Source organism: Candidatus Nitrotoga sp. 1052, assembly GCF_927312905.1.
Taxonomy (GTDB): domain Bacteria; phylum Pseudomonadota; class Gammaproteobacteria; order Burkholderiales; family Gallionellaceae; genus Nitrotoga.
The window spans coordinates 29,932-44,596 of sequence record NZ_CAKMHQ010000012.1; the positions used below are offsets into that span (position 1 = coordinate 29,932).

A 14,665-nucleotide genomic window follows, 5' to 3' on the forward strand; every position below is an offset into this window, starting at 1 on the left:
GTACCCTGGTTTCCTTTTTTGCTTTTTTTCTCGCTTCAACCTCTCCATTGCACATTGGGCATCTTGACCAGACGGCGCTAAAAATATGTCTGCTTTCAAACTCGCCGTGGGTCGCGCGGATTGATGGAACAATAATCAATTGTGTGTCGCATAATCACGGTCATCGCGAGTCCCATGCTCCCAAAACCGGCGTTGCCACAAGCCGCGTTAACCCGCATTCGCTGCGCACCTTTGAACACCGCTCAGTTATGTGCAAGGACTTCGTAAAATGTTGTTTAATCAAATGCCAGCGGTTGGTAAAACAATCATCGTCGGGCGGTACTGTCCGCCCTACGACCTGCATGTAGCAAATCTCATTCCGCGGTTCCTCCATGTGGCAGAACCTTAAACGGTTCCCGCCTTACGGGGGTTACGCCAATCCAACGTACTGCCGCATGATACTGCGTTATCTCTTTTCATCAGTATGAGTATCAGGCACCCCAATATCTTGGAATTGCAAATACATGTATATATGTGGATCAAGCAAATGTTGCGTGGCATCCATCAAGGAAGGTGCCACTAATCTCGCACCGGCAGTCAGTCCCGTTGGTAATAACCCTGGTATTTTGAGGGGGTTGACAAGCCTGAGTGTCCCTCCCAACCCTAAAGACTCTAATTCACGACCACGCGCCATGGGACTTAGGTGTGCTAGACTACCGTATGCGCCCTGTCTAAGCGCAAGTTGTCCTTTTTCGTAAATTCTTCGTTGAGCACTATTCATTGCTTGCCATTCTTTTACAGATGCCTCGGCAAGAGGCTCTGGGAATAGTCCAGGTCCTGGACGCAAGCGAGAGCAAACTACACCGAGTGAGAATGCCCCCTCAGCAAGTCCACCTATAAGTGCGCCTTTTTCCATGCCTTTTTCTCCGCCAAACATCAGTCCAGTTGCTCCTCCCACCAAGCCACCGGGAGAACTCAAACTTAAGACAGTTCCTACCGCTTTGTTGGTTTCAAGATCTTGCTCCTTTGTTGTTTTCCCGCTGTAGGAAGCTCCAAGTTCCACTGCGCTCACTAATGTGCTAGCCGTACCTCCAGCAGATAGCATAGCTCCTGCTAATGCAATGCCCCAGCCTATAGGACTAGAAAGTATAATGGCACCGCCAAGAATGGTTGCACTACTACCAAGTAGTAAACCTGCGCCTCCACGACTCCAAAAACTTCTATTTTCAGCTGCTTTGGGATAAGTAGAATCTATGTCCTTCGGTACATTATTTCGCTGAGGACCAACTCCACGAACTATAGTTTCATAAACAGGAGGTTCGGTTGGAGCCTTTGGAACAGGAGCTTCAACCACTGACGAAGGATGTTCAGGACTTTCTAAGAGAATGGCTTCATGTTGAGTTCCTACAGGATCTACATGTATAACAGGATTATTTGCCGTATATTGATAAATGTTTAATCCATCCCCCACGCCAATCGGATCGCAACCCACCCATCGCCCCAACCACCCCGCATAATATCTAGCCCCATGATAATTAAAACCGGATTCCTCATCCCGCTCCTTGGCCGTATATCGATACCGTTTTGGCACCTCAGTCTGTTTCCGAGTCGCTTCATAAGCCGTCGTGCCATAAGGGTGAAATTCCTCATAAGAGATAATCTGCGCCTTGTCATCCAGTTCTAACGCCGCCGAACCGAGGTGATTACTGTACTGGTAGCGGTAAAGAGGACCTGTTTTCAGCCTGGCGTTATCGGTTTGCAGCACATCATCAATCAGCAAAACCCGTTGCTGGCCTTCAAATACATGAACCGATTCGATTTCTTCCACCAAAGTACCGTTCTTAAATTTGCGGTAAATCTCCAGCCCACCCAAGTCGATCCGTTCCTCCACAGTGCCGAGCCCCCGTTCCAGCCGCTTGCGCGTGCGTTGCTTGTCCGCACCGTAATTGTAATAGGCCAACCCGCCACCTTGTAAATTGAGAAAATGGATCATGTCGCGATAATCCCAGCGGATGTATTGGACTGGGGCAACATTGGCGACATTGAGCATGTTACCGTGCGGGTCGTAGTCGTAGCGGATAGGATCCTCTATTTTATCGCCTCTTTGGGTGCTCATCAGGCGATTGCTGTTTTCCGCAGTGGCGTAATCCCGCGTCCAACTTCCCGCCGCTCCAGCCTCATGGCGCATGCGCTCAAAGTTACCGACAGCATCGTAGAAATATTTCTGGGTATAGTTGCGCAAGGCACCGGATATCACCGGAAAATCCACTTGCTCGGGCGATACCGTGATTTGCGGCGGCGGATCTGGAGCGGTGGCGCTTTCGCGGCCACTGGCTTCGGTTAACCGGTAGAGCGAATCGTAGGTATAACGACTGACTGGTTCAACCATCTGATTCTTAAAAAACACTGGTTCATAAGCATCATCACGTATTTCTGTGATATTGCCCACCGGGTCGTAGATGTAATAGAGATTCTGCAGGACTTTGTCGTCCTTCAATCCACTCGCCGCTTGCGGTAATGGCTGCTCAAAACCGGTACGGGTTGTGCGCAATTGCTGTAAGCGGAAAGTTTCCTCATCGTAGTGGTAGCGAGTTACCGTGCCATTGCCGTATTGGATACGTTGTTTTTGCCCTTTGGCGTCGTACTCGATCCCTTGAAGGGCAACGGTTCTTTGCGCTTGCGGCCCTTCGGTATATCCAGTTGCGGTCTTGGTGGCATGAAGGATCAGTGTTTCACTGGCCAGTACGCCACGCGGGCTATACTGGGGTTCATAAACCGCAACCCGGCTGCCGGGTGTGGCGTTGTGCCAATTGAAGAGCCGCGACATTCGGTTCAGGGCGTCGTACTCGGTAATCTGGGTAAAGGTCTCGATCTCCAGCACCGCCGTCGCCGAACCCGGCTGCCAGTCGATCATTGGCGCTTTGAAAGCTTGCGCCAACTGGCGGCGCAGTTCCAGTGAATTGCCCTTGAAATCGAGCCGCTCGACCTGCTTCAGACCGCCGGAATCGAAATGCTTGTGAAGCTGTCCGCGTATATTGCGGATATGGGCATCAGCAATGTTATCTCTTGTATCGATGTATTCGAAGCGCTCGATCATCTGCGCAGCGCCGCCATTGATCACGAGCCAATTCGCTACAGGACGATGCAATGCATCGTATCCGGTAAAAAATACACGATGCTCGGCGAATACGGTACCTTCTTCGTCCTGCCGGTCATTAAAATCCCACGCCACCATCGGCTTACCTGCCGCATCGTTGATCATCCAACGATCACCGGCATCCATGCTGTGCTGGAACAGGAGATTGCCGGCGATGTCGTAAGAGGGCGCGAAGCCACTAATCGGGTCTATGACTTGATTACTCGGCACTGGCGGCTTGATGTATTGCATCACCCGATTGTTCCGGGCATCGCGAATCCACAGCGGCTTGCCTTCAGCGTCGAGCTTGGTGAAAGTAAGATATTTTTCGTCCTTCAGCGCACCGGCCGCGTCTTTCACGCGATTATGAACGATGGAAATGACGTCGCGGCCAAGGCTGTCGAGTATCGTGAGCGCGGGGGTGTTGTCGTGCTGAGCCGCGAGCCAGGCGGCCCGCTGATCTGGCGTGGCTAAGAGTTCGCCGGTTATTGGGTTGCGCGGTAACAGTTGGTCAGGATCGAGTGAATTGCGGTCGGTGTACCAATTGCTCTTTTTTACGGTGTCATTCTGGTCGAAGTTGAGAACATGCCAGGGTGAGAACTCGACCCGGCTATAGCTGCCATCTGGCATTTCGGTGCGCACCTTGCGGCCGACGGCATCGTAGTATATGACCGGCGTGACGCCTTCTTCCTTAGGCTCTTCGAATTTATGCCCGGATGAGCTGAAATAAGGTTCGTATTGTTTGACCGGTTTGCCCTTGTTGTTGAGAATGGTCTTGCCGTTGGCAATCCAGCGCAGGGGTTGTCCTGGTTTTTCGGGCTCCGCCTGGACTTTCTTCACCACCACACTACCCATGCCGTCGGAGTATTCGAAAGCGGTTTGTAGCGGGCTTTGCGTACCCAGTGCAAGCTGGCTGACGTGCTGCTCACGCACAATGCCGCAGGCGCAGGCGGGGTGTGTGGCCCAGGTGATCTTGCCATCCTTGATAGTTTCGCCAAAGTAGTATACGTGGCGAACGGTGGCGTGGCCCAGCCAGGTGCGCGCTTGCGCCTCGTCGAGGTCAGCTTGATCGAAAAATTTCGCGAGGTCGGCTAATGGCAGGTTGGCCAGAACATTGGTAAAGCCCGTGAGGTGATCGCCTTCCGTTCCTTTGCCCTTCACCGCCATCGCGGTGGGCAGGCCCAGTACGTCGAAGTAAATCTCGGACAGGTTGTCGTTGATGTCCTGCATTTCGCGTGGAGCGAGTACACGAAAGTCGAACTGGGTAACTGCGGTTGTATTCCCCATCGCGTCCGTGCTGGACTTAATAAACAGATCGTATTCCCCGTCGTATTTCAGCGTGGTGACGTTATCAAAAGGGTCGGTGTAACGTTCCGGCAAATAGAAGTGCTGCGCCGCATCGTCGGCAAAGCCGGCGATACCGGAGCGAATCCAGCATTGGCCTGTTAGCTCGGTGGCCGGAATGGATGCAAAGCGCGTAGCGAGTTTCGCGCCGGTGAGGTAGCCACTGCTGGCGGGATCGTTAAGCTTGGTGCGAGCAGTGGTAACGCCGTCGATGGGTTGATCAAGCTTATTGTTCCCCGCAGTGTCTTTGAATACAGCATCGAGCAGTTCCTCGGTCAGCGCCAGCTTGTAGCTTTCGTAGGTCAGACCCAGTCGGCCGTGTTCACCGAAAGGCAAGGGATCGACCAGGTTTTCAGCAAAGTATAGCGTCCGCGCGTGTTCGACCAGGCGTTTCTCCGGGGTAGTCCTGTTCGGTAGCTGGTGATAGGGAATGTCCGGCACGGGTGTGCCTGATTTCTGATACACGAAGCTGAGTTGAAACACTCGCAATTCATTAAGCGTGAAATACGTCTTCTGCGGCTTTATCCCTGTCAGCTCATAGTTCAGCACCTCACAGGGCAAGCGCAAGCGATGGTTGTCCGATGCTGTGTTCTTGTCCGCCGGTTTGATTTCGAAATCCTCCGTGTAACGCGTCTCAGAGTACGCTAAATGAGTTTCTTCCTTTTGGACTTGGCGGATGAGAAAAAGCGCATCGGTGAGTCCATCGGCCAGGCCAGCATCGTCCTCAAACTTGCCGAGGCGTGGATAGACGACGGCAACCGATTGCAGGACATTGGCATACTCGTCGAATTGAAGATTCAGGGTATGGGCAATGCGCGGATCGGGGCTGAGCTTAGTGAGTGCGGGTTCCCGAATGTCCAGTTCGTAGTGGTAGGTGATGGCTTCGCTTTCGGCGACCAGGAAAACGGCATGGCGGTTTCCGGCCAGCGGTTGCAGGCAACGGACGTGGCAATTGTGATAGGCGGTGGAAAATAGTTTCACCGGCAGTTGTTCCGGATCCTTGGGCCGTTCCAGCGCATCGATATCCAGTTCGACCACTTCCTGGCGCAGCATCATGCCTTTGCAGGCGCGCAGGGCTTCGCGCCACTCTTCGGCGCTGAGCTGTTGGGCATCCAAGTCGGGCTGGGGCAAGACAATCTCTTGAAAATTATTCGGGTTTTTGACTTTGCCTGGATATTTTTCTTCAAGCCAGCTGGGGAAGTATTCGTGCTCGAAGTGCGAGAGAATTTTCTCGCGGTCGAGAAAAGCGCCCGTATGATACCAAGTGACGGTTTTGACCGGCGGTTGGTAGAGCGTCTTGTTGTTAGTAATATAGGGGCTGGCGGCATTGCCTTGTTCGAATTCGCCATAGGACTCTACATCCACTTGCTCCACTCGACCAAAACCGCGAAACTCCCGTTCGATACCATCGAAATAGCCGTGATGATAGGAATAAGTACTGGAAAAACTGGTCTTCCGCCAGTGGTCGGTAACGGTGGCTTTCTCGACGCAATGGACGGGGAAAGGCAGCTTGGTGATCCAGGGTTTCCCTGCAAGCTTGTCATTCAAATAAAACTTGGTGGAGGCGGCATACTCTACGCGTGTTTCCGCCCCTAAGTTGTTCACGGTTTTGATCAATAGATGCGGTTTTTGTCCACCCATCAGATCGATGTAGCGCATGGGACAGCGTGCATAGTTTGGTAATGGCGATGACCAAACCAGGCAAGCGGTACCGTTACCCAGGAAATCCATGGCCTGGATAACGGCCAAGTTGTCAATTGCGGGGAGGGCCGGCAGTTCTATTCGTAGGCTCCAGCTATTACCCGATTGATTGAAATAGATATGAACACCCTGGCCGTGCAAATACAGGATGTCCGTGGTACCTGAGCCGTCAATGTCTGCAAGCCGTATACGGCGCGGATTAAACTGATCGCAAGCATCAAACCAAGGCGAATTGTCCATGGTGACTTTGGCACCGAAACGGCAATAACCCAGGTTGGGCCAGTAGCAGACTTCGCCATTACGTATGCGCACAAGATCGGTGAGGCCATCACCTGAGAGGTCTGCTAGAAATATGGACTGTTCGCTATCGGCAAAGACGAGACGAGGGCCTTTCTCTTCATCGAATTGTTGCTGGACCCGTTGCGCCACTCCATATCCTGATTCCGCCAAGGACGCATACCAGATGAAAGCCTGATCCTCGGAAATGAGGATATCGGCGTGGCCATCGCCCGTGAGATCAATAAATTTGAGATTCGGATCGCGGGTATCGACATTCGGCCAGGAGATAAAAGGTTGAAAAGGTTCCCAATCCTGATCAAAAGTACGTTCATAGAAACCGCGTACAGGTCCTTCCATTTCCACCAGATCAGTCCGGCCGTCCCCTGCCAGATCCATGAATTGGGCATGGCCCCCGGCGAGTGTGGTGTTAGGTTTTGTGTCAACGCGTTCCAGGGCACCGAAATGGGCGGCTGTATACTCAGCTTTCGTATCAGCATCAATGACTTGATGGTTGGCGCTGAGATTGCGTTTATAGAACCAGCCATCGGCCTGTTCGGTCAGAATGCCAGAGAGACCTTCACCATCCAGATCCGCCCATTGATAATTCGATCCATCCAGACCGCAGGGAAGATTTTCCAGACTTTCCGGATCAACTTCATGAATCATCTCGTTAATAATTGGTTGGGTGTATTCAAATTCCACGGGTGGCAGTGATTTTGACAGGTAACCACCACCGTCATTACGCTTATAGCCTGTTTGCGTTGCTGCAAGCAGGAAGGAAAAAATGGGGTTTTGTGTACTGGTCGGGTCTTTTTCGTAGGAATAGGTAAAATCTGTTGAACGCACCAGACAGTTCTGACCTACCCCCTGTTCACCAGGAAAATGATGGAACATCAAGACCCGTTGGCATAGGCGGTATGTACGCACTTCAAATCCGGCTCTATAGTTAGAGAACGGATCATTCCGAACCGGCCATTTCTTGTTGGTTTCTCTCGGCAGCGGATTATCTTTGTCGTGTTCGCCGTAGTCAAAGACCACCTCGAACAACCATTTGTCGTCTCCAGGCAAGGCTGGCCAAGCATCAGTTGCCGTAAGGATAGGTATATACGATTTGAGATTTCCGTATTTAATATACTTCAGATAGCGGTTTGCTTTTCTTGTCTCTAATGAACGGTTTTTTTCGTGGGCTTGAGCTTGAGATGGACCGGTGTTATCCGAATTTTCTTTTGCATATTGATAGGCAATGGCATTGCCTTTGTCATCGTAGCTCTCGCAGATCAGCCAAGAGAAGATACGACCAGATGCGGACGGATCAGCAATGCAGCTTTCTTCAGTTTTGCCATACCAAGTGGTGATGTTGTCTTTAGAGATGGAGCGCCAAAAGGTATCAGTCAGGTCAGTTTGATTGGTCCATCGCTCGATTCGGGCAAATAAACCTTCGATGCGAGGGCGGTAGCGCTGAATATTGTATGTCTTACCTCCTACGATCCGAGGGGGGATAATCTCTCTCTCCCACTTCCCTTCTTTCTCGATCAGTACTGGAACCAAGTCTTCCAAGCCGGACAATATAAATACGTCGGACTCGTCAGCATCTTGATACTTGGGTAATCCCTTGTCGGTCTTGCGGGTAATAGAGGGAGTAGAGAGATTCCAGCCCAAACCAAACGAGCCGTTACCAGTGCCTGAGTCATATGAGATAGAAAGTCCCGGGCCGAAACCAGAACGACCTGGAGATGTTGCAATCGGTATGCTCATCGAGCCAGTACCGGTAACAGGATTGACGGCAAACTTCTCACCCATGCCATTAATGGCTCCGCCACCTTTCGGAAGCGTAATTGTGGGCGCAGATACCCCTTGTTTTTTTTCGCCAGCTTTCGCAGTTTCTTCAGTCGGAACCATAGGTTATTCCACTGTAAATTCGTAAACTCTGCTTGATGAACCGCTTTAAAGCTGATTTAAATTCAATATCTTGGACGATAATAAAATCTATTTTAAAAACAAACTGTTTCTAAGCGTTAGAATTTAGCCGCTGTTTATTTGTTCCGATTATCAAAACAACTAACTTTCAGTCGTCTTCGCTTTAATCGGCAGCTTAGTCCGCCGAAAGCCATAATAAAGTAATGCTAAAAAATGAAAAATAAGCAAATTCCTTATTTTTAACTAAGGAAAATCCTTAAGATCACCTCTATAAAAAATTGCGACGAATCCCGCAAAGTTTGAATATTTCCCGATTTTTCAGGATGCCACCTAATCTCCGAGCTGACTAAAACGCCAGGCCAGACCTTATTCGGCCGTAATGGGCATCCTGGCGCACGAGCTCGGTCATCTGCACAAACGTCACTTGATGCGACGCATCATCCAACGCTCAGCCATCGGTGCTAGGGAAACAACGCGTCCGTGAGCTTCTGAATGATGTTTTGCGCTACCTTGAAAGTCACGTGTTACCTTCCGTTATCCGTTATTTACTAACCATTTACCTAAATAAAAACTTATTCACTAGTGCTGCTACGTGCTTCGAAATACCCTTGACACGCGAGTCCGGGGAAGTACCTAAGCCGGGGGTGGTCAAGCAACAACGACCCTTGCATTGCGCATTCATCAGCCAAGCGTTGCTGCCATTAGCATCGAAGTTCTTGTCGACGACGCGTTGAGGCAGCTCAAAATAGTCGTAGCGTGGCCTGTCGGTCGAGGGCTCTAAAATCAGATTGTTTGAGGAGCCAATCATTTTGCATCGGTAACCAATTCGCGTTCTTCGTGCTAGTTAGCTGTGTCGCATCGAATTCCATGTCAATCCATCCTTATCGACTAGGCAGTTTTCATCCATAAACACCAAAGTTTTCAGGACTGCCCGCTGAGTATATAGGTCAGTTGCTGTAAATCGAGCGCATTTTTCATTATAGACAGACGATTATGCCACCTTGGCCCGTCCATCCTATTTTTCACCTGATTTGGCGCGAGCTCCCCCGCGCCATGACTGGCATTTTCAAACGCCCCCCACTTTGACGCGCTATAAACCTTGTCGCGACAGTCTGGCGAATAGCTTGAAGTTATACGCCAGCACAGCCGACATCACGTAAGACTGGAAGTGCTCAAGCCCTCTCCATGCGCAGCAATCCAAACCAAACACCCGTTTTAGCATCGATGTTGCCTTCGATCCCGGCACGGAAAAGTTTGAGTTTCTTGTATATCCACTCGCTGCCTGTCATCTCTTCGACGTTCATGCCGCGCTTCTTGGGCAGCCCCACTTCTTTGATACCCAGTGTTCTGACCTCACTGATGTTTTCCTTGCTGGCATAACCCGCATCCGCCGCCCTTGGGCGCGGTAACTTGCCATAACATGCCTGGATGCACTTGATCATCGGAAGCAAACGGCTGCTATCTGACGTGTTGCCTTATTCCAATCAATGTCGCAGTCGATGCAGTGTCGAGGCTTAGCGCAGCGCCGGCCTGGGTTTAACCTGAAGCGTCTGTGCAGCGAGCATAGAAACTCCCGCGAAGTCCTGGTAGCGACTCTTGTGTACCGAGAACGTGTACAGCACGGCAATGTTGTCTTTAACAGTGGCCATGTACCGCGTGTAGTAGTTCGGTACCTCTGATCCCAGCAGGGTTGCATCAACCCACAGCGTGCCTTGCAGATTCACCCGAGCGGATGGTTTGACCACGCTTGCACCTTTCGCTGGAGCAATCTTGCCAAGGTGCTCCATGTAGGCCGCTAAGGTATCGTCCGGTCCAGGCACCTTCGCCGTCATGATCATCATCGCTGCGTGATCTCTGTTGGATGGATTCGGGGCGTGACAGACGAACTCCGTGCCCTCTCGCTGGCATTTCCATCCATCTGGCAGGTTGAAGGAGACATACAGGTTCTCGAACTTTTCCGCCCAGGCGAGCGCCGACACGCCGGCAAGGCAGCACACCAACCACTGAAGGGAGTGATTCATGAGATCTCCTTGGCTCGAAGGGTCGGTAAAGGTTCCCGAGCGGACCAGCACCTGGTCAGGTACGCCCAAAAGTCGTATTTTTCGTGGCCCTCTCGGGTAGCCCGGAATGCTTCATATAGCTCCACACTGCTCATCGGCGTAGCGGATCGCGCGAGCAACGCTGTGCCTTGGTCCGCAGTCAAGTTGGCAGTACGCGCTTCTGGTGCCACGCCGACCTGTGAGTTTAGGACCACAAGCTTGGGCACGTCGCTGCGTTCGATGCGGGCGAGCAGCAAGTCGACATGAAATGGGCGGATGCCTTCGCTTTGGGTCAGCGCCACTAGCAGAAAGTCCTGTCCATCCGGGGCGGTCAGTGTGGCACCGATGGGCTGCTGGATTTTTGCTTCGCTGGCCCCCATGGCCAACAGCATTTCGCGCGCGAGCGATACCATTTCCGCCGAATCTGCGGTCGTCAGGACGCGAGTTATTCGCCGCGAGGACGCTATCTGCTCGCGCAAACGTCCCATGGCTGCATCCAGATCAGACCGCTTCTGTGCTAGGTTGGCGTATTCGCTGTCAGCGTACCTTGCGGCCGGCATGTCGTAAGAAAGCATCCAATCCGGATCTTGCGCGGCAAAACGCTGTCGCCAGCTGAATTCCCGCATGAAGCTGTCGCTGACCCGATGGTCTTCGATGTGCGCGGCCACAGTGATGAGCTGCTCGCGTAACGCTTCAGCGCTTGCACAGGGCATCGAACGCGCCAGGTACGGAAACACCCCTGCAAACCGGGCGTCCTTGGCGTGGGCGGCTTGCTCTTCCGGCGCCATTTCCAAAAGGACGAAGTGCGTGAAGAAGTCCCTGATCCTATCATGTCGGAAACGAATCTCCTGTGCCGCTAATTTTCCGGAGGGCTCACTGAACGTACGCACCTGCGCCAGCTTCGCGTGGACCAGTTCCGCCACCTCAGGTTTGAAGGGCAATCCGCCAAGATCTTCCTGGTCGGCGAGCCTTTGCGTCAGCAAGGCACTTGAGAACCCCAGCGTGCGGAACTCAAGGCCTTGCGCCTGCAGGTACCGCTTGACCGTGTCGAACTGCTGTTTCTCCAACGCGAAGAGATCCGGAACCCCGCCTTGAGATAGCAGCAGCGCCACCGAGGTTAGGTCCATTGGGTTGGCCAGGATTTCCTCGAACGCCTGCACCTCCTCCTCGGTCGCCGGCCTAGCCCAGACGTCGTCAAGGAACGCGCTCGCGGCCCGTTGAAATACCTCGTCGCGAATCACCGCATCTGCCGGCAGCACTTCGGAACGCGTCGTAAGAAAGGCTCGCACATGTTCGCGATCCAGTGGCAGCAGTTCGAAGGTTTCGATGCCGGTAAACCCACGCAATAGGATTTGGCTCGTGACCAGAATGTTTGCGTGCGGATAGTCCCCGACGAAGGACGTGATGGCGTCTTGCGTCGTCAGGTCCACTTCGTTGTAACCATCGATATAGACCGACATGCGGCCTGCGTAGAGAACTGACCGCAGCAGGTTCTGGTCGCTTCCGACGCTTTTCATACGCTTGACGATCTCAGCTTCGACGCCGGCCCTGCACTGGTCTGCGCGCAGATAGACCATGATGTCCTTGCCCTCGGTCGCTCGGCTGGACAGCCAGAATTTGAGAAAGCTCGACTTGCCTAGTCCAGACTTACCAAGCAATAGGACGCGTCCTCGGTGGGTTGCCAGCGCCGAAGTTATCGGTCGTGGCTGAGCCCGGATATCGAGTGTGGCCCCTGAACGTGCAGGCCAGTGCTGCACCATGCTTCCGTCGAAATACCCCTGCGCCTGCGATGCCGGTCCGCTTGCGTCACGTACATCTCGGAGGAAGTCTGACGCGAAGGGTGCGAACAATCGCCGTCTTGCGAACGGCACGTAAAGCAGAACGAGATCGATATAGCCAAAGCCTATCACCTTGCGGACGAAGGGATTCCAGAAGACGACTGCTTGAAGCGTTGGCGACTTGGGATAGCCCGCCAGGAGAACGGCCCAGACACCTAAATGCAACAAGACAGCCGCCGGAACGGCAATTAGGGCGCCCAACACCAAGCGCTTCCGGCGCTCTGTTCGGACCTGAGATGCCACCGCGGGAAGTTCCTTGTCAAGCACATCCTCCCACCATGATAGCGTCGACTGTGACTCTAGTTGATATGGCAAGTCACCTCCGGCCGCCGCTGCCAAGGCTGCCACTTTCTTCCTCAGCGGATTGCCGGCGTTCTGGAACGCCGTCGACTGCCACAGCTCCTTGAGCGCAGCCAGTATCCGCGCTGGATCCACGACGGAGGTCGCATCCCATTGCCGCGCTATGATTGCCATCGAGCTGTTGGTATCAAAGAGAATGCCAATGCAGGCCCTGAGCACATCGGCAGAAGCTTCTGTCGTGACCGCGTCGAGGATTGCGAGGCCGACATCCGTGCCAAGCGGCCTTGCCGGCACAAGCGAAAAGCAACTCTTCGAAGGCTCTTCAGACCATTTCGCCCTTTCGGTCTGCCATCGCGCGTATGTTGTACCGAAGCGCACTAACCTTGGCAGCCAATCAGGTGTGTCGTTTGCGAGCTCAGGCCGGGTCAACACCGTCGCTATTATTTCTTCGTCTGGGCTCTTGAAGGCGGTTCTGGTGAGCCCTTCGTCATAGGCTCGGCCTAGGAGCAACATTGCGGTTCGGCTGATGAGCTTGCTATCGAGGAGCGCTTTGTTGAAAACATCCTGGTGTTGCACAACTCGCCCAACAGAAGCCAAGGCAATGAGTGCGGTGGCGCGGGCAACTTGGTCCAGCCCGGGGTCGATGGCTGCCTGTGCTGCGAACTGCACAATCGACTCGGGCGCAGCTCCCGCCGCCTGTAGGACGCGAAAGAACCACTCATGGTTCAGCCCGGTTAGCGAAGGCTTTGTATTGATCCAGAAGCCCTTCTGTTCGAGCAAAGTTGGAGATGGCCTTACGCCGGCGAGCATCAGTTGCTTGGCCACTGTCCAGTCGGAGATCATCAGCCGTCGCGTAAGCTCCCGGCTGAGAGCCCGCGAAAGCCCCATCGAGCGTGGCTGCCAGTCGGGCAATTGCCCGAGGCCGTTTTGTCGGACAAAGGCGGCCAGCTCAATGCCTAGATCACGCCCCTTGCCAGCTTCTGCGAGGTAGGCATCAATCTCGTCACCGAACGAATCGCGACAGTTGTGCATCTTGTTGGCTGCTGTGGTCCAGAATTCCTTCAACGTAGCTTGACCTGCACTACTGCGCACAGTTAGCAGGGCAAACTTATAGCGAAGGGCATTGCAGTCCGCTAATTGGCTGAGCGGGTCGTACAGCTCAAGTGGGAAGTTGGTGACCAATGATGCTTGTACAGAAGTCGGAGCTCGCCTGAGCCACTGGGCCGCCAATTCTGCGGGCCAAATCACGGCGACCGATGCCGGGGTTGTCCTCCGGTAGTGCTCCTCAAGGACTGCAGGGCTCCGGTCTCGCAGCAGTTCAAAAGCTTCTGACCAATCGCCGATCTGCTTCGCAGAATCAAGCAGACGTACAACTTCGTCCGACTCGGCGCGAGACAGCGCAAGCGGTGTTGAAGCTGATTGGCCAAACGCTCGAAGGTACGCGACGGCCGCTCTAGAGACCGCCAGGTCGGCCGATTTCAACGCGGACAAGATCTCTTCGTTGGGTAGCGGGACACGAAGCGACAACAAGGCCGCCAACGCTAGATCGCGCTTCTGCGTCACGAGGGGGTCTTGGGATCGGTTCACCCGCCAACTCTGGAGTTGCGCCTGCGCTGGTTTGAGGTCAAGGGGATGGCGGCGCAACAAGGCCACCAGCTCACGCCGCTGCTGGTCTCCCAGTTTGCCCGTCTCCAGCGCGGCTACGACCTTGCTCACCACCTCGGTCGGAAGGTGGCGGAATCCTTCAGCCGTGGAAACCACGGCCGCTATCAATCCGATGTCACCGGCGGCCAATGCTTCATCCAGCTCCGAGATGAACCCCGCGGGCGCGAAGTCCAGCAACTTGGCGGTGTTCATCGCCGGCGCGTTCCGGACTCTGCCTCGGACTTCTGGACTCGCGTTTGCCAGCACGCGTGCGAAACGGTCCGTGCCGGACAGCTTCGTTGCAATGGACTCGATGACTGCCGCGGGAGCATCCGCCAAAAGATAGATAGCACCGGGTACCAATCGCGGATCGTTTGAATCGAGTTGCGCGAGCCAAGCGTCAGCTAGCTGATTGGCTTCCAATGGGGTCAACTGTAAGGAGACAGTGCGGAGCCGCAGCTGGGAGGGCGTCGCGAACGCGATTGGCT

The 14,665-nt window shown here is 53.7% G+C and carries 5 protein-coding genes; 1 reads left to right on the top strand and 4 read right to left on the bottom strand.

Annotated elements, in window-relative coordinates; genetic code table 11:
- Positions 1 to 445: 445 nt before the first annotated feature.
- Positions 446 to 8,338, bottom strand: a complete 7,893-nt coding sequence (locus MJ768_RS02235; protein WP_239287693.1) for a SpvB/TcaC N-terminal domain-containing protein — start codon at positions 8,336 to 8,338, stop codon at positions 446 to 448.
- 397 nt (positions 8,339 to 8,735) lie between these two features.
- On the opposite strand from MJ768_RS02235, the gene MJ768_RS15320 reads away from it, so the two are divergent.
- Positions 8,736 to 8,840: a M48 family metalloprotease gene (locus MJ768_RS15320; protein ID WP_445082958.1), complete on the top strand. Its 105-nt coding sequence runs from the start codon at positions 8,736 to 8,738 to the stop codon at positions 8,838 to 8,840.
- Between the two features lie 688 nt (positions 8,841 to 9,528).
- Here MJ768_RS15320 and MJ768_RS02240 read toward each other — a convergent pair.
- From MJ768_RS02240 to MJ768_RS02250, 3 genes are all read right to left on the bottom strand, one after another.
- Positions 9,529 to 9,798 (bottom strand): hypothetical protein, encoded by a 270-nt coding sequence (locus MJ768_RS02240; RefSeq protein ID WP_239287695.1) that lies wholly within the window; start codon positions 9,796 to 9,798, stop codon positions 9,529 to 9,531.
- 72 nt (positions 9,799 to 9,870) lie between these two features.
- A complete protein-coding gene (locus MJ768_RS02245) occupies positions 9,871 to 10,377 on the bottom strand; it encodes a hypothetical protein (RefSeq protein WP_239287697.1) in 507 nt (168 codons plus the stop codon).
- Entirely contained in the window at positions 10,374 to 14,600 is a 4,227-nt protein-coding gene (locus MJ768_RS02250) for a hypothetical protein (protein WP_239287699.1), read from the bottom strand. The genes MJ768_RS02245 and MJ768_RS02250 overlap by 4 nt, the downstream gene beginning before the upstream one ends.
- Positions 14,601 to 14,665 lie beyond the last annotated feature (65 nt).

Coding starts and splice junctions, on each gene's coding strand:
- MJ768_RS02235 (WP_239287693.1), bottom strand. CDS start 8,338: ATGGTTCCGACTGAAGAAACTGCGAAAGCTGGCGAAAAAAAACAAGGG.
- MJ768_RS15320 (WP_445082958.1), top strand. CDS start 8,736: ATGGGCATCCTGGCGCACGAGCTCGGTCATCTGCACAAACGTCACTTG.
- MJ768_RS02240 (WP_239287695.1), bottom strand. CDS start 9,798: ATGATCAAGTGCATCCAGGCATGTTATGGCAAGTTACCGCGCCCAAGG.
- MJ768_RS02245 (WP_239287697.1), bottom strand. CDS start 10,377: ATGAATCACTCCCTTCAGTGGTTGGTGTGCTGCCTTGCCGGCGTGTCG.